A 22,712-nucleotide genomic window follows, 5' to 3' on the forward strand; every position below is an offset into this window, starting at 1 on the left:
GCATACCCGCGGCAATCACCACACGGCCCGACCGGCTTCCGCCATAGGACATGCCACCACCCGTGACGACACGGGAAGGGCTGTGCTCTTATGACGAGTTGGGTCGTGACGGTTTCTGATGACTATCCGCAGCATTGGACGATCGCACAAGAGCATCAATTCTGGGACATGACGAGTCTTCAGCGCATCAAGGCTGGCGTCCCCGTCTACTTCTGGCAGATTGGCGCGAGCTGGCTTGGCATGGCGGTGGCCACATCTGACGCCGAAAGATTATCCAGTGACGCAGACAAGCCTTGGGACGATACAGGTAAGCGGGTCTACCGGGCTCGATTTACATTCGACATGCTAACGACAGAGCCCCTTACCCAGCCGACATGGGGGCAGGTCCAGAGAGACTCTGGCATTAAATCGGGTCTGAACAGGTCGGTATTCGAGGTTGACAAACCGGCCCAGCAATTATGGCTCGGCTCACAGTTCAGCGACCGATCGTCGCAAGCAGAATTTTCATTCTCCTCGGACGACCTTTTCTTCAAGGCTGCCGCAGACGCGGAAGACGATCAAAGGGACCGCGCTAGCCGTATGGTGGTCATACGGCAAGGTCAAGAGCGATTCCGTTCCGAAGTCTTAGAGGCTTACGAAGGGATGTGCGCGATCTCCGGCTCAGATATAGCCGACGCGTTGGAAGCCGCCCACATTCGCCGCTATCTCGGTCACTGGACCAACCCGGTCACTAACGGCATCCTGTTGCGTGCGGATCTTCACCGACTATTTGATCGGCACCTGCTTACCGTACTCCCAGATGCAACGATCCTTTTGGCACCCGAACTACGCTCGAGTGCCTACGCAGAATTCGATGGCGCCACGCTTGCTATGCCGTCATCAAAAACTAGCAGGCCGGACGCTGAATCATTACGAGAGCACAACCGCGACTGCCCATGGCTGAGTGACAGGTCGATACCAGTCGTCGGCACATAGGCCGTCCCATCAACGCGGCTCGACGCGCCTCATGTAGTCATCGTGGTCAGACCAGCGGATCTGCTTCCACTCGACTGCAGCGCGGAAGGTCTCTTGACGACGGTTACCCACGTTGATCGTGCCGAGTGCGTAGATCAGCAGGCTCTCAAGGTCATTGACCGTGTCTGTGGAGTCGGTGAGCAGCGTGCTCGGCGTGGCTCGAAGTTTCCGTAGCCCTCGCGGATCGACCCCTGAGAGGGTTCCGCGCCAGCCGAACCACGAGAAGCGGTCCCACTTCCCCTGATGTGGACTGCCGTTCGTCCCGTGCCAGTGCTGGCGCAGTCGAAGCCCGAGGTTCATGCCAGCGCCGACAGTCCGGCCGACGTAATACGGGCCGTAGTCGTTGTAGAGGATGTAGATCCCCTGCTGGTCCCAAAAGTTCGACACTTGGATCTTCGGTTGCCGTTCGCCGTACCGGCCAAGCAGCTCGAGTCGCCGACTCGACTCCTCTCCCGTCCAGTCCACCTCCTCCGCGTGCCAGAACATCCCGTAGGCGCGGATAAAGCCCGCCCGAGAGGTCGCCTGTCGCTGCAGCGCGTCAGCCACGACGATGCCGCACCGCCGCACGCAGGACTGATGTCGTGACGCTCACGGGCAGCCCTCGTCGAGCTTGACGGACGAGAGCGTGATGAGTGCGTCGATCGAGACCTTCGTCCCGGCCTTCGGATCCTGGGAGCAGACCTTCCAGTTGGAGTCCAGGACCTGGATCCGGTCGAGACCGGCAGCGTCCTCCTGGTCCAGGAGGTATGAGTCCTTGCTCTGCAGGATGTCCTGCGCCAGCTGAAGGTTCTTGCCCACGAGCTTCGGCATCCTAAAGGTCTCAGAGTCGTCTGTGAGCGCACTGTCGTCCTCGGCGGGGTCGCTCAGCTCCTGGGCCTCTTCGGCCGTCGTTTCAGATGGCTCGCTCGTCGTTTCGGGCTCGACGGTTACGGTCGGTGCGGCCTCCGTCACCGTCACGGCCGGGGAGGGCGAGCCTCCGCATCCGGCCAGAAGGGCCGCACAACCAAGGGCAGCGGCAAGAGCGATCGAGCGAGTCATGGGGTCCCCAAACGTGAGCTTCTAGAAGCGCGCCCATCGCTTGGGCGAGCGCGTGGCCACGGTAGGCATGCGTGTCTCCGATCTCGAATCAGGAGGGTGACGATCCGTGAATCGTGTCCGAACGGACGATCTTGCCGCCGACGCCCACCACCTGCTTCACGCCTGCTACCTGGACAGTTAGGTTTGGACGCGCTTGGGGAAGCAGCCCGGACGTAGGGACTCGACGAGGAGGTGGACGTGCCCGAGTCGAACGAGAGTCGATGGCTCGAGGTCACGCACTCCCCGTTTCCGCACGAGTCCGCAGGCCTCGACCTCGTTCGCCAGATCCTGCCGAACGAGGCTCCGTTCCGCGCGTGGAGCAACCTCACCTTCATGGACCAGCGGGGCCGCTGGCACGAGGTCGACCTCCTTGTCCTGGGTCGCGGAGCTCTCCACCTCATCGAGCTGAAGTACTACGAGGGTGTGCTCCGCGGAAACGAGCACACCTGGCGACGCGACGGTAAACGCCCGGAGGAGTCGCCGCTCCGTCTCGCCAACGACAAGGCCAAGTTTCTCAAGTCGCGCCTCGCGCATGAGATCCACGAGCTGACCCGCAAGAGCGGCGAGAACGCGGATCCACGAGAAGTGGTCCCGTTCGTCAAGGCCTCGGTCTTCTTACACCACCCGCGCTTCCACTGCGCCGTCACCGACTTGGGCAAGAACGGCTTGTACGGACCCGACGACATCGAGGCTCAGACAGGCCTACCCGGCATCTCGCACCTCGTGCTCGAAGAACCGCATCACGACGCCGTCAACGCTCGGCAGGAGCGCATTCTCAGCGCGCTCATCACGCGCATCAGCCACGTGCAGCGTCGCGAGCGCACCTTCGGCGCCTGGGAGCTCGCTGGCGCAGCAGCCGACAGTGGCGACGGTTGGCAGGACTGGGACGGGACGCACACGACGACGCAGGAGCGGGTGCGGATCCGCTTTCAGACGCCTCCCCCCGGGTCGGCACCAGACACTCGCAAGGCCATGCTGTCGATGGCGGTCAACGAGCTGAAGACACTCGGACGCCTCCACCACGACGGCCTCGTCCCGGTCCGTGACGTCGTCGACTGCGAGCTCGGGATCGGTCTGGCGTATCCGTACGACGAGAGCTGGGAGCGGCTCGACCTCTGGCTGAGCGCCCAACCCCAGGGAGTCCCTCTCGCGACGCACCTCTCGATCCTTCGCCAGGTCGGCGAGACCCTGCAGTACGCCCATTCCAACCGGGTCGTGCACCGCAGTCTCTCGCCGCGGGCCGTCTGGGTTCGGCCGGTGTCGGGGACGTCCGGCGAGGTCAAGGTCCGGATCGGTGACTGGCGGGTCGCCGGCGCCGTCGACCCCACGGCGACCACGACCTCGAACGGCGTCACTCGTCTCGCTGCCCTTGGTGGAGCCGTCCCCACGCCACAAGGTCCTCCCCCGCCGGCTGGTCTCGCCGCAACGGTACGCAGCGAGGTCGCCGACGTGCTCAGTGACCGATGGCTGACTGAGGGCTTCGCCGCCCCCGAGAGCTTCTTCAACCCCGATGTGGACCGGATCCGGCTCGACGTGTTCGGACTGGGCGCCATCGCGTTCTACCTGCTCGCGGGTGTGCCCGCGGCGCGCACCACTCAGGCACTCCGTACTCGGCTGCGGGAACAGGAGGGACTGGACGTCGCCATCGAGCTGCCTCAGGTCTCGAGCGCGCTCCGAGCTCTAATGCAACGAGCCACCCATCCCATGCCCACCCAGCGCCCAGTCGACATGGCGTCCTTCCTCGAGCTGCTCGCCGCTGCCGAGCGTGAGGCGACAGCGGACGACGCTGCTGACGTGGATCCGCTCGACGCCGGCCCCGGCAGTGTGATCGACGGGCGCTTCAGACTGGAGCGACGCCTCGGTCAAGGCTCAACGGCCGTGGGCCTACTCGTCACCGACCTCACGGTCGACGGCAACGACTCGCAGCGCGTGCTCAAGGTAGCCCTCGACGACGAGTCCGCCCGCCGTCTGGGAGACGAGGCCGACGTCCTCCGTGGCCTGTCCTCGCCACGCATCGTCAAGCTGGTCGACGGGCCGATCGTCGTCGGTGGACGACAGGCTCTCCTGCTCGAGAGCGCCGGACCGCAAACACTCACCGAGGCGCTGCGCGGTCGCACGCGGCTCTCCCTGGACCTTCTCGAGCGTTTCGGGTCCGACCTGCTTCAGGCCCTCGTCACGCTCGACAAGGCAGGCGTTGACCACCGCGACATCAAGCCGTCCAACCTGGGAGTTCGAGAAGGGCGTGGCGACCGCACCAAGCACCTCGTGCTGTTCGACTTCTCCCTCACACGGGCGGCTGCCTCGGCGACGTCGGCCGGCACACCCCCCTACCTCGACCCGTTCCTCGTCGACGACCGCGACCACTACGACAGCGCCGCCGAACGGTACGCCGCGGCTGTGGTCCTGTTCGAGATGGCGACCGGCGCGACGCCGCTCTACGGCGACGGCCAGGCCGACCCCGCGTCCATCACCGCGGATGCGTCCGTCGAGTCGGAGCTCTTCGACCCGATCCTCGCGCCGCGACTCATGGACTTCTTCACTCGCGCCCTCGCTCGAGACGCGTCGCAGCGGCACGACACTGCGAGCGCGATGCAGCGCGAGTGGCAGGCCATCTTCGCGACCGACGCGACCACCGAGCCGGACGAGAGCAACGACGACCTCGCTGCTCGGGCCGCGCTCGACACTCCCCTGGCCGAGTCGGGCCTGACTGCTCGGGCCCTGTCCGCCTTGGAGCCGTACGCCGTCGCGACGGTCGGCGAGCTCCTCACCGTCGACTCGGTCCGGCTGTCCCGGCTGCAAGGGGTCGCCAACGCCACCCGGCTACAGATCTCGCGCCGCGTCAAGGAGTGGCGGAAGCGGCTGGGCGACCCGCGCCGCGTCCCCGCCCGTGACGAGAGGACGCCAACCCCCACCGACGCCGCCGAACGCCTCCTCGCGGCCGTCAGCACAAGCAGGTCACCGTCCCGCGGCGCGCTCGTCCGGCTCATTCTCGGCGTCGGCACCGACCTCGACGCCTTCGCAACGCAACCACAGCTCGGTGCACGCCTCCCCGAGCCGGTGACGCGAGCCCGCGTCGGACAGATTCTCGCCACCCTGCAGGAGAAGTGGGCCGCCGACGACGCCTGCCGGTCGCTGCTGGACCACCTGGTGGAAGCCGTGGACGCGCGGCTCGACGAGCTCGGTCACGTCGCCGCGGTCCGCGAGCTCACAACGGCCGTCGCCGACTGTCTGTCGTCCGAAGTCAGCCCGGATGAGCGGCGGCTGCGCGGCCTGCTCCGCCTCGCCCTGGAACGTCGTCAAGCGGTGCACCGCGCTAACGACACCGGGGAGTCGCTCTGGCTACGACGCCGGGACGACCTCGTGCTCGTCGCCACGGAGCAGGCGCTACTCGACGTCGCCGAGACCCTCGGCGCGGAGGCCGACGACCTCGTCGCCGCCCTGGGTGACTGGACGTCCGAGGTCGTCCCCGCACCCACGGTGACGTCGCGACTTCAGCGAGCTCTGCCGGCCGAGTCGCTGCCGGCGAACATGAGAGACGGCGCTCGGTTGGCGCGGTTGGCCGCTGCCACGTCCCGCACCGCGGCAGCGTCGGGTGCCGGCGAGCTGCATCACCGTGACTTCTCGCGACGTGCCGCCCTCGCCGTCACCTTCTCGGGCTTTGGCGGTGGACAGCAGCTCAGCCCAGAAGAGCTGCGTCAGCGCGTCCGCATCCGGTTCCCGAGTGTTCCTGTCCTGCCCGAGGGTGAGGCGCTGAGCCGGCTCGTCACCGATGCAGGACTCGGCCTCGTCTTCGACGACCAGACCCGCGTCTACCGGGCTCCGACGACGGCCGGACGCACGACCGGGCTTGAGACCCGCGAGCCCACTCGTCACGCGGTGCGCACATCGCCGGTGAGCGACGGAGCGATCGGTAGCCGCCTCGAAAGGTCCATCAGCTCACGAGCGTTCCTGGCGCTCGGCGTGCGCGCAGACCGCGTATCGCGTTTCGTCGACGGCGCCCAGCGTCAGTTCGACGCCGAGGTCATCGACCTCACCGAGGTGCTGCTCGATGCGTTGCGCGCTGCCTCAGCAGATGCCGGCCTGCCGTGGGACCTGGTCCGCGCGGCAGACGCCGATGGCGTCGGAAGTCGCGGTCAGCAGGGACTGCACGAGCTCGTTCGCCGCTCGTGGCCCAAGGTCGCCCTAGCGGTCGACACTGCCCTGGCCGCGCCCGGCCGGGGACCCGTGCTCGTCACCGAGGCCTCGCCACTGGCGCGATACGACAACCTCGGTCTGCTGGCGCAGTGGACTGACCTGGGGGCGACACGTCCCCGCGCTGTCTGGCTCGCCCTGCCGCAGCTCGCTGCAAACCATGGCCCCCTCGTCGACGGTCGACCCGTCCCCCTGGCCGCTCCCAGCCAATACGTCGCCCTCGACAACGACTGGGTGGACGCAATTGCGACACCCGTTGCAGCGCACGCTGTTCACACCGGAGAAGAGACACATGGCAGCTAAAGACGCAGTCACGCTTGCATCGGTCCTCGGCGAGCGCCTCCTACTGGTCCCGGACTACCAAAGGCCCTACGCCTGGCAGCAACGTCAACTTGAGGAGCTGTGGCAGGACTTGGACCTCATGGGTGACCAGACCAGGCATTACGCGGGCACGCTCGTGCTTCGAGACCGTGACCGGCAGCACATGACCACGTCCGGCGCGACGCTCCTCGAGTCAGAGGTGGTTGACGGTCAGCAACGGTTGACCACGTGCCTGCTGCTCCTGGACCGCATCCGACGGGCATTTGCCGAACTCGAATCGGACAAGAATCCCGCAGCCCGCGAGACCGTAGCGCACATCACGAGCACCTACGGGATGGTCACGATCGGCGGTGTCCGACAGCCGCGACTTCACCTTGGCGACATGCTTCACGACTTCTGGACGCAGACCGTCCTTGGTGACCAACCGCACCACCAAGGGCGGCTGACCGACACCCAGCAACGACTTCAAGACGCGGCACGTTACTTCGACGCTCAGATCCAGCAGCTTGTCAGCGGCCTGAACTCGGACGAGTCTCTCGTGCAGCTGCGACGGCTACTTTCACGCGTGACCAATGGGCTTCGGTTCCTCGTCTACGACGTGGACTCGAGCTCTGATGCCGGGGTCATCTTCGAGACGCTCAATGGTCGTGGTCGCGATCTCACCGAGCTCGACAAGATCAAGAACTATCTTCTCTTCCTCGCCAATACGCTGCCGTCAGCGATGGCAGAGCACCTTTCGCAACGGGTCAACGTTGCGTGGTCGGACATTTATGGCCACCTGGCTGGCACACCAGCTAACGAGGACCTGCTGCTACGCGCGCACTGGCTGACCACGGTAAGCCCTGACGTGCGGACGTGGAAGGGTGCCACCTCTCTCAAGCAGCACTTCGCGCGAGAGAAGTACGTTCCTGACGCGTCGCGACTCGTCACGGTCTCGACAGCGCCGTCAGATGCTGACGATCGCCACCAGACCCTCATGGAGTGCGTCGAGTCCTACGTCGACACCTTGCGCCTCTGCGCGATGTTCACGCGGGAGATGGCAGAGCCCTCTACCGCATTCAAGAGTTTCGGGTCCTATGCCCCCAGAGTGCAGTCACGAACGGCGGCCCTGCTGCGCAGTGGCGTCGTTGCCAACTTCCGACCCCTGCTGTTCGCAGCTCGCCTCAGCCACCCCGACGACGGAGACCTCTATCTCCGCCTCACCGACATGTGCGAGCGGTACTCAGCCCGCGTGTTCACCATCTCTCGTTACCGCACGAACGCTGGACAGGCTCGCCTCTTTCGCCGCGCCCACGACTTGATAGCCGGCGTACCTGGGGATGATGTGCTCGCCAGGCTGGAAGCCATGATCTGGGAGTACGCCGACGACGACCGAGTCCGCAGGAATCTCGACGCGTCAGAGAACTGGTACGGGCGCGACGGACACAAGTACTTCCTTTATGAGTACGAGCTGTCCAAAGCTCGACGAGAAGACGACGTTGCCGCCTTCGAAAAGTTCACAGGGAGCAACACTGGTCGCACGACAGAGCACATCGCACCGCAGAACCCGGACTGGGAGAGCGACGACTGGTCCGTCTTGAGCAAGGAGGACCACGCCAAGCTGAAGCACTCGATCGGCAACCTAGTCCTGACCTACGACAACTCCTCCTACTCCAACAAGTCATTCGCGGCCAAGAAGGGCACGCGAGGGCAGGGAGCCCCACCCTGCTACGCCGACTCGACCCTGGCGCAGGAGTCGGAACTCGTGAAGTACGACAACTGGACTGCGGAGTCGATCCTCGATCGAGGTCAGCACCTCACCGAGTGGGCGCTGACGCGGTGGGCGATTACGCCTCCCTCCTCGCCGACGGACGTCGACGACGATGACCTCGTCCTCGACGATGGCAGGGCTGAACCGACAGAGGACCTCGCTCTCGTCCCAGACGACGCAGAGCAACCAACCGCAGCAACCGCTCAGGAGTCCTGACCCGTGCCCGTCTCGTCCGATCTCACCAATGCGCTCAAGAAGGTCGTTCTCCGGCTTGAGGACGACCTGCGCGAGCGGGTCGCGTCGCAGCCTGATGTCAATGCCGCGTGGCGGGGCCTTCATGCGCAGGCGGTCAACCGCGAGCGCACAGCGATGTCGTGGCAGGCGTGGCGCGACGACCGAGTGACGCAAGCCGCCGTCGCCTGGGTCCTGACGAGCGTCTTCATCCGCTTCTGCGAGGACAACCAGCTGCTCAAGCCGGTGTGGATCGCCGGTCCAGGGGCGCGACGGCAGGAGGCCCTGGACGCACAGCTGCAGTATTTCCGAAAGAACCCCGAACACACCGACCGCGAGTGGTTTGTCCAGGCAGTCGAGTACCTCGGCGGCCTGCGGTCCACGCGCGAGCTTGTGGGGTCACATTCGCCGTTGTGGACCGTCTCGCCGTCGGGTCAGGCCGTCCGCCAGCTGCTGACCTTCTGGCGCGAGACGCGTGATGACGGGACGTTGGTCTGGGACTTCACCGACGAGCAGTTGTCGACGCGGTTCCTCGGCGACCTCTACCAGGACCTGTCCGACTACGCGAAGAAGACCTTCGCGCTGCTCCAGACGCCGGAGTTCGTCGAGGAGTTCATCCTCGACCAGACGATGGAGGCCGCTCTCACGGAGCGGCCACTCGAGGGCTTCCGGATGATCGACCCGACCTGCGGGTCGGGCCACTTCCTGCTCGGCGCTTTCGCTCGGCTCAACGACCGATGGGCCGCACACGCTCCGGGCCTTGAGCCCCGGGCCCGCGTGCAGAAGGCACTCGACGCCGTGCACGGCGTCGACCTCAACCCCTTCGCCGTGGCAATCGCCCGCTTCCGCCTGATGGTCGCGGCCCTCCAGTCCTGCGGCGAGACCTCACTCGAGAACGCACCCGGTTTCACATTTCACCTAGCCGCCGGCGACTCCCTGCTCCACGGCGGCCACCAGCTTGAGATGCGGTTCCAAGGCTTCGACGCGGCGTCCGAGCTCACCGATTTCGCCTACGACACTGAAGACCTCGATCAGCTTCTAGAGATCCTCACCCCCGGCCGCTACGACGTGGTGGTGGGTAATCCACCTTATATTGAGGTGTCTGACCCATCGCTTAGAAGTGCCTACAAGACCCGATACCTTACCTGCGTCAAACAGTGGACCCTGGTCGCACCATTTATGGAGCGATTCTTTGAGTTGGCGCACCCATCAGGTGCCTGGCCGGCGGGGTGGGTGGGCCAGATCACGGCGAATAACTTTATGAGACGCGACTTTGGCAAGAAATTAGTCGAAGCGTATCTCGCTCGAATAGACCTTCGCCTTTTGGCGGACACTTCCGGCATGGAAATTCCGGGACACGGGACGCCCACCGTGATTCTGGTGGGCCGAAACTCAACTACAGGCGGGATGGTCCGAGTTTGCAGGCGCGTGGGTCGCGAATCGCGCGCCACTAAAGCGCCGGGACCTGCCTGGAAGGCGATGACCGAGAACCTCGGCATGCCGCATTTCTCGGACGACTATGTGGCGGTCAGCGTTGAGAATCAGACGAAGTTCCACGTCCACCCATGGAATCTGGCGGGGGGCGGCGAGAGCGACCTGAAAGTTCTCCTTGAGAGTCGGACTAATAGGAAGGTGAGCGACTACGCCAGCCGCATTGGCTTTTACGGAGACACACACGCGGACGATGCCTTCATCCACCCACCCCACTTCCTCCGCAGAATGAGCTTGCGGGAAGAACTGCGGCCTCCAATCGTGCCGGGTGCTGCCATTCGCGACTGGGCTATGCGTGAAGACCGCCATGTTCTTCGCCCGTATGTCCAGGGCAAACTGGTTTCGTACGAGTCGCTCCCTATAGCGGCGAAGAGGGCGCTCTGGCCACTTCGAACGACCCTGTGGTCGCGAGCCGCCTTTTCCGGGGGAACCTACCGCTCCGCCGGTCTCTCATGGCTGCAATGGCATCAGTTCCCCCTCGATGCGAATTGCATTCCCAGGAAACTCGCATTCTCATTCAAGGCTCCTCAGTTGCACGTTGTCTCAGACAACCAAGACCGTGCCTTCAACAGCACCTCCCCTGTTGTTCGATTTGCACGTGGCACCTCGGAAGAAGTGACGCTGAACGTGCAGGCACTTCTTGCCTCCTCGACAGCGTCATTCTGGGCGCGCCAGGTGGCTCAGCACCAAGGCGGCGGGGCTACGGGTGATCCGGCCGCGTGGACCTTCGAGTTCTCCGCGGCGATCGTTGGCAAGATTCCCATGCCGCAGTCGGTGCCCGGGAGACTCGCGCGACGGCTGGAGCTGGCGCAAGAGGGTCGTCAGGAGGTCATTGCTCGACTACTGCGCCTCGCGGACGACTGTTCTCCCAATGTCTATAACGCGCTTGAAAGTGAGTGGCTTTCTGCTGGGGCAGAACTGGTGTCTTTTCAGGAGGAACTTGACTGGGCCTTATATTCTGCGTTCGGGCTGGTGGAGAGTTCACTGACCTACGGGGAAGACCCACCCGGGCTAAAGGTGGGCGAGCGCGCGTTTGAGATCGCCCTGGCACGAGAGTTCGCCGCCAGCGCGGAACAGATGGAGTGGTTCACGCGCCATGGCTCAACGCCGACTATCGACATCCCGTTGCATTGGCCGGAGGGCTACCGGTCTCTCGTTCAGCAGCGTCTTGATGCGATCGCGTCGAATAAGCTCATCCGTCTGTTGGAGAAACCGGAGTACAAGCGGCGATGGGCCACGGAGCCTTGGGAGAAGCAGGTCGAGAAGGCCCTTCGCGGGTGGCTACTCGACCGGCTCGAGGACCGTCGGTTCTGGTTCGACAGCGCTGGTCGTCCGCGGGTGCGATCCGTGGGTCAGCTCGCCGACGACGTCTCCCGCGACGCCGACCTCAGCTCCGTCCTCGAACTGTGGAGCGGTCGCAAGGACCAGTCCGTCACCGCCGCACTCACCTCGCTTCTCGACACCGAATCCGTGCCATTCCTGGCCGCGCACCGGCTTAAGGACTCCGGGCTGCGTAAGCGGGAGGCGTGGGAGCACACCTGGGACCTGCAGCGCCGTGAGGACGGGGATGAGAACGTCAGCGACATCCCCGTCCCGCCGAAGTACACAAGCGCCGACTTTCGCAAGACCGCGTGGTGGCAGCACCGCGGGAAGCTCGACGTGCCCAAGGAGCGCTTTGTTTTCTACCCGGGTGCGGGGCGAGACACCGACCCCACCGCCGTCCTTGGGTGGGCCGGGTGGGACCACGCCCAGCAGGCCCTCGCTCTCGCCTCGCTCATCCAGGAGCGCGAAGTTGACGGCTGGGAAGACGAGCGGCTCGTCCCCCTCGTCGCCGGGCTCGCCGAGCTCCAGCCATGGGTGCGCCAGTGGCACGACGAGACCGACCCGACATTCCAGCTCAACCTCGCCGACTACCTCGACGAACAGCTCCGCAACCGGGCGTCGCAGGTCGGCCGTACCCTCGACGAGCTCAAGGCCTGGCGGCCTCCGGCCGCCACCCGCGAACGTCGAGCCCGATCCTGACCTTCATCACTGAGAGAGAGACGACGTGACCACGCTGCTCCGGGACGTCATCGACATCCCCGAACGCGCCGGCGCCGAGGACTACGTGCTGCGCCTTACTGACTCCGTCGGGGAGAGTGTGGTGGCGCGGGTCATCGACGACTACGTCGTCACCCCCCCAATCGCCGACGCCTTCGACGGCGCGCTCGGACTCGTCGCGGAAGCCATTTCGTCCGGGGTCAGCCGTGGCGCTTTTCTCACCGGCTCGTTCGGCTCGGGCAAGTCCCACTTCATGGCCGTGCTGCACGCGCTGCTGCGTCATGAGACCGCAGCGCGTGCCAAAGCCGAGCTGCAGGGCGTCATCGCCAGGCACGACGGTCAGCTGTACGAGCGTCGCATCCTTCCGCTGGCCTTCCACCTCCTCGGCGCCAAGACCATGGAAGAGGCCCTCTTCACGGGCTATATCCGACAGGTCACCGCTCTCCACCCCGATGCACCGCTGCCCGCGGTTCACAAGTCCGACGCCCTGCTCGCCGACGCAGAGGGTCTGCGCACCAGCATGGGAGACGACGCGTTCTTCGGTCGCCTCAACGGTGGCTCGGGATCATCGGGCGGCGACGATCCCTGGTCCGGACTGCTGGGGGGTGGCTCTTGGGACCGCGCGCGCTACGACGAGGCCCGTGCCGCGAGTGCAGCGAGCGAGCCGCGCCAGCAGCTGGTGTCGGCTCTCGTGCAGACGTACTTCGGCGCCTACACGCAGCAGGCGGAGTTCGTCGATCTCGACACCGGCCTCGCGGCCATCTCGGCTCACGCGAAGGGCCTGGGCTACGACGCCGTCGTCCTCTTCCTGGACGAGCTCGTCCTGTGGCTCGCGTTCGCCGTCCGAGACAGCGCCTTCTTCCGCAGCGAGTCCCAGAAGCTCACCAAGCTCGTCGAGTCCAGTGTCGGCGGCCGACCCATCCCCCTCGTCTCGTTCGTCGCCCGACAGATGGACCTGAGGCGCTGGTTCGCCGACTCCGGTGCCAGTGGTGCCGAGCAAGAGGCTCTCGACCAGGCGTTCCGTCACCAGGAAGGTCGCTTCGCAAAGATCGTCCTAGGTGACGACAACCTGCCCTTCGTCGCCAACCGACGGCTGCTTCGGCCCAAGAACGCCGAGGCCCGGTCCGAGCTCGAGACCGCGTTCCGCGGCATCGACCGCCGGGAGTCGGTGTGGGACGTCCTGCTGGACGGGGTCAACACCGACGAGCGACACCGCGGTGCGGACGAAGAGGCGTTCCGCCTCACCTACCCGTTCTCCCCCGCGCTCGTCTCCACCCTCCGGTCGCTGGCCTGTGTCATGCAGCGCGAACGGACGGCGCTCAAGGTCATGCAGCAGATGCTCGTGGACCGGCGAGAGACCCTGACCATCAACGAGGTGCTGCCCGTCGGCGACTCCTTCGACCTGGTCGTCCAGGGACAGACCGGGCAGGCGCTTGATCCGACATCGGCAGCGCTCTTCCGCTCCGCGAACAAGCTGTACACCGAGAAGCTCCGTCCCCTTCTGCTCCGCACCCACGGCATCGACGAGCGTTCCCTCGCCGAGCGGCCGGACTCGGTCCCAGCGATCTTCCACGCCGACGACCGCCTCGCCAAAACGCTGCTGCTCTCCGCCGTCGCCCCCAACGTGCCGGCGCTGAAGGCGCTGACCGCCGCGCGTCTCGCGTCCCTCAACCACGGGTCGATCGTGTCTCCGCTTCCGGGCGGTGAGGCTGCGGTCGTCCTGTCGAAGATCCGGACCTGGGCCCGCGACGTCCCGGAGATCCACCTCGACGGCGAGGACCGCAACCCGACGATTCGCGTCCAGCTCTCGGATGTCGATTACGAGTCCATCGTCGAGCGCGCCAAGGGTGAGGACAACGAGGGGCGCCGTCGCGAGCTGCTCAAGGAGATCGTCAGCGACAGCCTGGGTGTCGCCCTGGGCGACCAGGACATCCAAGGTGCCTACCGGCACGAGGTGGTCTGGCGAGGCTCTCGCCGACAGGTCGACATCGTCTTCGGCAACGTTCGCGATCGGTCCTGGTTGTCCGACGACCACTTCATCAACACCCCCGGCACCTGGCGCGTCGTCGTCGACCACCCGTTCGACGACGCCGGGCACTCCAGCGCCGAGGACCTGCAGCGCCTCGACGACATGATCGCCAAGGGTTTCGGTGCCCGGACCATCGTGTGGCTGCCGAAGTTCCTCTCGGACGAGAAGGTCAAGGAGCTGCGCCGTCTCACCATCCTCAACTGGCTTCTCGAGGGGACCGGTGAGCGCTGGCGGGCGAACGCCGACCACCTCAACGAGGCCGACCGGGCGCTGGCGCGCACCATCCTCGAGTCGCAGCGCAACACCCTGCGCCGCAGTCTCGAGGACGCTGTCCAACAGGCCTACGGTGCGGCGTCGGTGCGGCCTGGGGTGCTGCTGGACGAAGAGGGGCACGACCGTGTCCTGGTGTCCCTTGACCGGGCCTTCGCGCCGGCACACCCCGTCGGAGCGACGCTGGCCGCCGCCTTCGAGCACCTGCTGCACCAGGCGCTGGAAGCCACCTATCCCAGCCACCCCTCCTTCGAGCCGGGGGATGTCGAGGTGAAAGTCCGGGATCTCAAACTCGTTGCTGCCCACGTCGCTCGCGCCGCCGCGGACAAGGAGAAGCGCGTCGACCTGCAGGGAGACATCGTCACCGTGCGCCGAGTAGCCAACCCCCTCGGGGTCGGCACCGCGACCGAGATGAACTACATCCTCGGTGACGACCGGTTCAGCCCCTGGGGCCAAGAGATCGAGCGCGCCCTCGGCCGGCGAGAGCAGGACGGTGGCGCCGAGCCTCTGGACCCCGTCACCGTGCCGGAGCTGCGGTCGTGGATCGAGGCCGTCACGCCGGCGCACGGGTTGCGTCCGGAGGTGGCCGACCTCGTCATCATCACGTGGGCGGCCTTGCGGCAGCGTGCGTGGTTCGCGCACGGGGCCCCGCTCGGGACGGTGCCAGAACCTGGGCAGGTCACCTGCGCGATGGAGCTGCGGACGCAGCCAATGCCGACGGCCGCGGAGTGGTCAGCGGCGACGGCGATGGCGGGGGCTCTGCTGGGCGTCAATGCCTCCGCGCACCTCACCGCGCCCGCCGTGGCCGACTTCGTCGGCAAGGTCGTCGAACGGTCCACGGCTCTGGCCACGACGGCCCCTGCTCTGGTGGCAGCAGTCGAACAGGCCTACTCGTCGGGTGGTCTCGAGGGCGGTGCTCGCCTCAACACCGCACAGAGGACCGCTCAGCTCGTCCAGCAGTTGCGGCACCTCTCGGGTGTGGAGTTGGTGCAGGCAGTCGCCGGAGCGGACTTTGGAGCGGCTAGCCCAACCGCGGCCGGGCGGTCCTTGGCATCGGCCGGCGACGTCACGGCGGCACTGGCGCGCTTCCAGTGGTCACGCATGGAGCCCCTCATGACGGCCATGCGCGGAGAGGGCGAGCGCGCGGACGACGCGGCACGCGTCGTGGCGGACCTCCGGGCGGCGCTCGCGCATGACGAAGCCGTCACTGGCATCGCGCGCGCGTTGAAGGATGCCGAGGACGGGGCGTTCGAGTGGCTTCGACGGACACCGGATCCCACTCCCCCGCCGCCTGGGCCTGGACCTACGCCGCCCTCGATTGATCACGGGATGTGGCGAGGTCAGGCTCAGCGGTCGACCGGGGCGCACGATGAGGTCGTGGCACGGCTGCGGGCGTTCCTCGACGAGCACCCGGACGACCGGGTCGAGGTCACCTGGCGGGTTCTGGAGTGAGCTCGGTAACGGCCGCGACACCCCTCAGTGTGGCGATGGCGCTGGCCATCGTCGACGAGGCCCGTGAGAAGTACCCCGTGGGCGTCGTCGGAGTGCGGGGAGTGCCGGACCGCGCTTTGAAACAGGACGTCCTGCATCGTGGCGAGCCTGTCCTTATCCGTCCCGCCGAGTCGGCCTTGGCCGTGCGTGAGGTTCTGAGCGAACGACCCGACGGTGGCTGGCTCGTCGTGGTGACGGACCGGGATGACGACGACCTCGGCGCTGGCATCCTGGCTCACTTTGCGTGGCAGCGGCTCCGCAGCCCCGACCCGTGGGAAGCAGTCCGTCACCGCTTCTCGGCCAGTGGTATCGACCCGACGTTGACCCAGGTCACCGAGAGCAGAGATCTAGCCGCGGGCCTTCTGGCCGCGGCGCCGCCGCACGGCTGGCCCGCGGCACCCGCCGGCATCCTGACGCGCAACCACGCGCTGTCCGCGGTGGCATCGACCCACTTCGACCTGGAGCAGAACGGTGTCGACGCACTCGCCGTGCTGCGCTGGACGATGCGCCCGGGAAGTGCGGCCGCCGTCGCTGCGCTGCGGGCATCGAGCGGTGACCGCATCGTCGACGAGACCCTGCGGTGGGTGGCACAGCAGTGCGGTTCAGCCGCTGATGCGGTCGCTTCTCTGCTCCGGCATGGAGAGATCGCCGATGTCATGCCGGTGGCCGTCACCCTGGCTCTGCTGACGGGAGATGGGTTCACCACTGACGAGCAGCACGAGGCGCAGCTTGCTCTCGTGCGCCTCGAGCCGCGGTGGGGCTCCAGCCGACCGTCCGACCGTGCGATGCAGGCGCTCGGGCAGACGGCGCGGCTGCTCTTGGCGGATCTCGTGCACGATCGGCGGTGGTCCGAGAACGTCGACCGTGCACTTCGTCGGGCCGACGAGGTCGTGGCTCAATGCCAGGCTGACGGCCTCGCAGGATTCAGCGACCTGCTCCCCCGAGGGCTTCGCGCTCGACTCACAACCTTGGCCGGAGCCTTGCGTCGTGTCCCGTCAGCCAATGTGACCTCTCCCGTGTGGGACGAGGTCGAAGGTGCTTGGTCCCGCGTTCAGACTCACGCACTCAGTGCGACCTCCCAGCGTGAGCTGGCACCGTTCCACGCCGCCGTCCGGCTGACCCGGTGGCTCGGGTCGGATCTCGAGCCCAAGTCCGTCGAGCTGCTTGCTCTGACGCGTCAGCACATGAGGACCGGTGCGTGGGTCGACGCCGCGGTCAACGACGTCCTGACCGGAGCCGACGGGGACTCTCTGGCCGCCGGACTCGGTGCCGTCTCCGGCGCAGTTCGTGCACGCCGCCGCGACGAAGAGCGCGCCCTCGCCCGCGCCTTGGCCGAGTCGTCCCCGCGGATGGTCGGGACCCGCCGCATCGACGAACCCGGCAGTCCGGGCGCTCAGGTGTGGACGCTGGAAAGCCTCTTGCCGGACCTCGTCATCCCGATGGCCAGAACCGCGCCCGTCCTGCTGCTCGTCATGGACGGGATGAGTGCCGCCACCGCGACGGAGGTCGTGGAGGACGCCGTCGCCCGCCACGGCTGGTACGAAGCCGCGCTGCCCGGAGACGACGCCGCGGCACGTGCCGCCGGCCTCGCCGTCCTTCCCTCCCTGACCGAGGTCAGCCGTTGCTCGATGCTCACCGGCCGTCTGTCTCGCGGGCAACAGGCCGCCGAGCTCAAGGGCTACGCCGAGCTCACGAGCGCGGGTGGCAAGATCACGGCAGCCCTCTTCCACAAGAAGGAGGTCGACACCCGCATCGCTGGGTGGGCCATCGGCGATGAGGTCGGCCGTGCCATCAACGACATCGAGACGCAGCTCGTCACCGTCGTTCTCAACACCATCGACGACGCCCTGGACCGGAGCGATCCGGCCGGCACCACGTGGACGGCCGACGCCATCAAGCACCTCGGCCCGCTGCTCGCGCGAGCACGCGCCGCCGGGCGAACCATCGTCATGACAGCCGACCACGGACACGTTGTCGAGCGTCGGGCCGGAACACAGCGCTCCTACCCCGACGTCAGCAGCGGACGGTCCCGTGCGGTGACTGGAACGGTAGAGGACGGCGAAGTGGAAGTCTCCGGGCCTCGCGTGCTGGCGGAGGACCATCGGGCCGTCCTCGCCGTCGACGAGGACCTTCGGTACGGACCGCTCAAGGCGGGCTATCACGGTGGTGCCAGCGCAGCCGAGGTCGTTGTCCCGATCATCGCCTTGGTGTCCGATCCCGAGCGCAACCCGCACGGTCTACAACTGCTCCCTCCCCAGGCTCCCGTGTGGTGGTTCGCCAATGCGCCCACGTCTGCGACCCCTTCGTCGTTGGCCGGTGCTGCGCCGTCGATCGCGCGGGCGTCCTCCTCGACGCTGGCCACGGCGAGCGCGGCTGGACCGACCCTCTTCGACGCGCTCGAGGAGGTCGAGCCCAACGCCGACGAAACGAGCGGCGAGCTGTCGCTGGGCCGAGCCGTCGTCGAGAGCTCCGTCTACGGCGGTCAGCGGCGCGTGACGGGGCGACTCATCGTTACCGACGAGCAGGTGACCCGGCTGATCGACGTCCTGGCCGCAGGTTCGGGCCGAGTCCCGGACGTGGTCGCGGCCACGGCACTCCGACTCAACCCAGTTCGCCTGCGTGGTGCCTTGGCCCAGGTTCAGCAGTTGCTGAACCTCGACGGATATCCGGTCCTGGGCGCTGACCTGTCCGCGCGAGCCGTGACGCTCGACGTCGCGCTCCTGCGAGAGCAGTTCGAGATCCGATGAATGCCTCGGATGTCTCCGCCCGTCGTCGCCGCGAGGTGATCGACGCCCTCCGCCGCGGAACAGTGCCGGATTCCGGTCTGGACCTGCTCGCTGTGGGCATCGACCGGTTCGATGCCACGCTCGATGCTGAGCTCGATGCCGTAGCGGGTGGGGGCGCCGTCTTCAAGGCGGTCCGGGGTGAGTACGGCGCGGGCAAGACGTTCTTCACGCGGCACCTGGCCGAACGCGCCATGCGCCGCGGCTTCGCTGCAGCCGAGGTGCAGGTCTCGGAAACCCAGACTCCGCTCCATCGACTGGAGACCGTCTACCGGCGTGTGACCGAGTCGATGCGCACCACGTCCATCCCGCCGAGTGCCTTGCGGGCGGTGCTGGACTCTTGGCTCTTCACCATCGAGAACGACGCCTTCGGGTCCGACCCTGCTTTGGAGTCGGCCAGCGAGGCCGAGGTGTCGCGGGCAGTGGAACGCCTGCTGGAGGAACGGTTGGCTGCCGTCAGCAGCCGGACGCCCGTCTTCGCGCAGGCGCTGCGCGGCTATCGCGCCGCGGTCACGGCAGGTGACGGACAGACCGCCGATGCCCTCGTGGCGTGGATGGGGGGTCAGCCGCAGGTCGCGGCGTCCGCCAAGCGATCCGCAGGGATCCGCGGGGACCTGGACCACTTCGGTGCCATGGGGTTTCTCCAGGGGGTCCTGACGGTGCTGCGGGATGCTGGGCATCCGGGTCTCGTCCTCGTCCTTGACGAGGTGGAGACGCTGCAGCGGGTGCGAGGCGACGTCCGCGATAAGGCGCTCAACGCACTTCGGCAACTCATCGACGAGGTGGACAGCGGTCGCTATCCCGGCCTCTACCTGGTCATCACTGGCACGCCGGCCTTCTTCGACGGTCCGTCCGGGGTTCCGCGTCTCCTTCCGCTGGCGCAGCGGCTCGCCACGGACTTCGGTACGGACGCTCGCTTCGACAACCCTCGTGCCGTCCAGGTCCGGCTGCCTGGCTTCGACGCACAATCGCTGGGCGCTCTTGGCCGCCGGGTCCGCAACCTGTATGCCGGCGGCAGCTCATCACCCAAGCGCATCCTTGGAACGGTCGACGACGACTACATCTCGTCCTTGGCCACCGCGGTCACCGGCCACCTCGGCGGGCGAGTCGGGATCGCTCCGCGAATCTTCCTCAAGAAGCTCATCGCGGATGTCCTCGACCGCGTCGACCAGTTCCCTGACTTCGACCCGCGTGAGCACTACGCCCTGACCGTCGGAAGCACCGAGCTGACCGACGAGGAACGAGCCGCTGCCGCAGGAAGGCCGGTGTCGGTCGACGACATCGACCTCGACCTCGAGGACGAGGAGCCCGGGTGAGCGACGTGGACGCGTTCGACCTTCTGCATCCGGTCATTCAGCACCACGTCGTCAACACCCTTGGGTGGCACGGCCTGAGGCCCCTCCAGGCTGAAGCGGTCAGCCCGCTGTCGTCCGGCGAGGACGCGATCCTGCTGGCTCCCACTGCTGGGGGGAAGACGGAGGCAGCCATGCTGCCGCTCTTGTCTGCGATGGAGCAGCAGTCGTGGTTGGGGCTGTCGCTGCTCTACGTCTGCCCGCTGAAGGCGCTCCTGAACAACCTGCAGCCACGCATCGGGCAGTACGCGTCCTGGCTCGGCCGGGTCGCGTCCACGCGGCACGGCGACACCACCGCTGGCGCGCGGGCCCGGATGTCGCGGGACCGGCCCGACATTCTGCTCACGACCCCCGAGTCCCTCGAGGCCATGCTCGTCTCGACGCTCATCGACGCGCCACGCATGTTCGCCGACGTCCGCGCCATCGTCGTCGACGAGGTCCACGCCTTCGCTGGGGACGACCGCGGATGGCATCTGCTGTCAGTGCTGGACCGCATCGAGGAGCTGACAAACCGTCGCATCCAGCGGGTCGGGCTGTCGGCCACTGTCGGAAACGCGCCGGAGCTGCTGGGCTGGCTGCAGGGCCATGACGCCGCGGAGCGTAGGGGATCCGTCATCGCGCCGGAGGTGGCGTCGCCCGTTGTGCCCGAGCTAATCCTCGACTACGTCGGCAACGTAGGCAATGCCGCGACCGTGGTGGGCCGCACCGGTGTGGGCGAGAAGCGCCTCGTCTTTGCCGACTCGCGGCGCACCGTCGAGGACCTCGCTGTCCGGGTGCGCGAGCAGGGTGTCGAGACATTCGTGTCGCACTCGTCCCTGTCTCTAAACGAGCGCAAGCGCGCGGAGGCCGCGTTCGCGGAGGCGCGGGAGTGCGTCATCGTGTCCACCTCCACCTTGGAGCTCGGCATCGACGTCGGCGACCTCGACCGCATCGTGCAGATCGGATCGCCCATGACGGTGGCGTCGATGCTGCAGCGGTTGGGCCGGACGGGGCGCCGTCCTGGCACGAGTCGCAACATGACGTTCCTTGCGTTGGACGACGCCGAACTGATGCGGGCGTGCGGGCTGCTGCTCCTGCACGGCGAGCGATTCATCGAGCCTGTCGTTCCTCCGCCGGCTCCGCGTCACGTCGCGTCGCAACAGATCGTCGGCCGCGCTCTCCAGAAGGGACGGGTGCATCTTGACGTCGAGGCGGGCGCGGTTGCCAGGCTTGGGCTGTGCACGCCGGACGAATCGGTGGAGATCGGCGAATGGCTCGCCACCACGGGACACCTCGACGAGGACTCCGGTCTGTACTTCGTTGGTCCCACCGCGGAGCAGCGTTTCGGTCGCCGAAACTTCATGGAGCTGCTTGCGGTGTTCACAGCCGCTCCCGAGGTCACGATCCTTCACGGTCGCACCGAGATCGGGAGCGTCGACCCCACCCTGCTGACGCTGAAGGTGACGGGACCGCGCATCATCGCCTTGGCGGGTAAGCCTTGGCGCGTCACGTACATCGACTGGCGACGGAAGCGTGCCTACGTGGAGCCCAGCGACGATGTCGGCCGCTCTCGTTGGACCGGCGATTCGCGTGCCTATTCGTTCGAGCTCTCCGACGCCATCCGTCGCGTTCTGCTCGGGGAAGAGCCCGCAGGGGTGACACTAAGCACTCGGGCTTCTCAACGCTTGTTGGCACTCCGCGAGGCATTTGAACCGCGTGTCAGTGCCGACTCAACCGTCGTTGCGATGGACGGCACCAGGCTTCGTTGGTGGACCTTCGCCGGCGCGCGCGCCAACGCAGTTCTCGTGGCTGCGCTGGGCGCGGTGGCACCTGACCTCCTGGACGAGTGGAGCTATAGCAATCTCGCCGTCGCGCTTCGATCCGACGCAACGCCTGCTCAGATCTCCGTGGCCTTGCGGGACGCGCTAGAGCAGTTCGGGTCCGAGCTGGCCGGTGTACAGCCCGAAGTCAGCCCACAGGCACTCAAGAAGCTGAAGTTCTCTGAGCTGCTGACGCCTCAGCTCGCCGTTGCAACGCTGGCACACCGCACAGGTGACTGGGCCTCGGCGGCGAACGTTGCCCGACGTCGCGTCATTCCACACACATGAGGCGTTGGCACGCCATTCTGCACGAGTACCGTTCAGTTCTGGTCAAGCAACGGCGACAGACGAAGTTCGCCGGTCTGGCCTCCTGACGGAGAGCCAAACAGTCGCAAGATCAGTTCGCGATTGCGGGATCGACAATTTTTAGACCCCTCGAGAGCCACCCCGCATGCAGCAATAACGACGACCACGTGCCCCACGGGCTCGTGGGTCAACTGCAGGAGTTCACCTCGACCCAGCGAACATCGCGGCCAACGCCATCGCAGCGACTCCTCACTCGCTCTACTGCCTGGGGGGGTTGACCGCCGCGCGACACAGTCCGACCTCACCGTCCAGCACGCGTGGGTCCCCACCGGCTGATGAGCAAAACCTCGAGCTAGGACGGCTGTGGCTGGTCCTGCGAGGTAAGAGTCCCGCGGAGTGGTGGGCTTTGAGGTCATCTCGATGCCTACCGGTCAGCCCTGGCTGAGGGCGACGTGGTCATCATTGCCGGTTGTGCCGATCTTGGCCATGGATGCCTCGGAGAGGTAGCGGCGTTCGTCGGTGGCCCACTCGTCGTGGGTGTCGGCCAGGACGGCTCCGATGAGGCGG

General features: G+C 66.6%; 10 protein-coding genes and 1 pseudogene. 8 read left to right on the forward strand and 3 right to left on the reverse strand.

Annotated elements, in window-relative coordinates; genetic code table 11:
* Positions 1-105: 105 nt before the first annotated feature.
* Positions 106-975, forward strand: coding sequence for an HNH endonuclease (locus EPD83_RS02090; protein WP_164896078.1), 870 nt, complete (start codon positions 106-108; stop codon positions 973-975).
* Positions 976-984: 9 nt separating this feature from the next.
* Here the strand turns inward: EPD83_RS02090 and EPD83_RS02095 are convergent, their stop codons facing one another.
* Positions 985-1,560, reverse strand: a complete 576-nt coding sequence (locus tag EPD83_RS02095) for a GIY-YIG nuclease family protein (RefSeq protein WP_128365308.1) — start codon at positions 1,558-1,560, stop codon at positions 985-987.
* A gap of 42 nt (positions 1,561-1,602) precedes the next feature.
* Positions 1,603-1,824, reverse strand: a complete 222-nt coding sequence (locus tag EPD83_RS02100) for a PASTA domain-containing protein (protein WP_165566150.1) — start codon at positions 1,822-1,824, stop codon at positions 1,603-1,605.
* Positions 1,825-2,289: 465 nt separating this feature from the next.
* On the opposite strand from EPD83_RS02100, the gene pglW reads away from it, so the two are divergent.
* The 7 genes from pglW to EPD83_RS02135 are packed head-to-tail and all read left to right on the forward strand — an operon-like array spanning position 2,290 to position 22,127.
* Positions 2,290-6,585 (forward strand): BREX system serine/threonine kinase PglW, encoded by a 4,296-nt coding sequence (pglW, locus tag EPD83_RS02105; protein ID WP_164896081.1) that lies wholly within the window; start codon positions 2,290-2,292, stop codon positions 6,583-6,585.
* On the forward strand, positions 6,539-8,569 hold the full coding sequence (locus EPD83_RS02110; protein WP_164896083.1) for a DUF262 domain-containing protein: 2,031 nt from the start codon (positions 6,539-6,541) through the stop codon (positions 8,567-8,569). Before pglW ends, EPD83_RS02110 begins: the two co-directional genes overlap by 47 nt.
* Before the next feature lie 3 nt (positions 8,570-8,572).
* Positions 8,573-12,097: a BREX-2 system adenine-specific DNA-methyltransferase PglX gene (pglX, locus tag EPD83_RS02115; RefSeq protein WP_128365312.1), complete on the forward strand. Its 3,525-nt coding sequence runs from the start codon at positions 8,573-8,575 to the stop codon at positions 12,095-12,097.
* A gap of 25 nt (positions 12,098-12,122) precedes the next feature.
* Entirely contained in the window at positions 12,123-15,866 is a 3,744-nt protein-coding gene (locus tag EPD83_RS02120; RefSeq protein ID WP_128365313.1) for a phage resistance protein, read from the forward strand.
* 35 nt (positions 15,867-15,901) lie between these two features.
* Complete coding sequence (pglZ, locus tag EPD83_RS02125) at positions 15,902-18,652, forward strand: BREX-2 system phosphatase PglZ (RefSeq protein WP_128365314.1); 2,751 nt, start codon at positions 15,902-15,904, stop codon at positions 18,650-18,652.
* On the forward strand, positions 18,649-20,004 hold the full coding sequence (gene brxD / locus EPD83_RS02130) for a BREX system ATP-binding protein BrxD (RefSeq protein ID WP_128365315.1): 1,356 nt from the start codon (positions 18,649-18,651) through the stop codon (positions 20,002-20,004). Before pglZ ends, brxD begins: the two co-directional genes overlap by 4 nt.
* Positions 20,001-22,127 (forward strand): DEAD/DEAH box helicase, encoded by a 2,127-nt coding sequence (locus tag EPD83_RS02135; RefSeq protein ID WP_235950293.1) that lies wholly within the window; start codon positions 20,001-20,003, stop codon positions 22,125-22,127. The genes brxD and EPD83_RS02135 overlap by 4 nt, the downstream gene beginning before the upstream one ends.
* A 449-nt stretch (positions 22,128-22,576) precedes the next feature.
* Here the strand turns inward: EPD83_RS02135 and EPD83_RS02140 are convergent.
* Positions 22,577-22,712: pseudogene (locus EPD83_RS02140) on the reverse strand (IS256 family transposase); the annotation flags it as partial.

It is taken from the genome of Phycicoccus flavus, assembly GCF_004025965.2.
In the GTDB taxonomy this organism is placed as follows: Bacteria; Actinomycetota; Actinomycetes; order Actinomycetales; family Dermatophilaceae; genus Phycicoccus; species Phycicoccus flavus.

Bases quoted from the DNA above. Each gene is read 5' to 3' on its own strand.
- pglZ (WP_128365314.1), top strand. From the start codon at position 15,902: ATGGCGCTGGCCATCGTCGACGAGGCCCGTGAGAAGTACCCCGTGGGC.
- EPD83_RS02100 (WP_165566150.1), bottom strand. From the start codon at position 1,824: ATGCCGAAGCTCGTGGGCAAGAACCTTCAGCTGGCGCAGGACATCCTG.
- brxD (WP_128365315.1), top strand. From the start codon at position 18,649: ATGAATGCCTCGGATGTCTCCGCCCGTCGTCGCCGCGAGGTGATCGAC.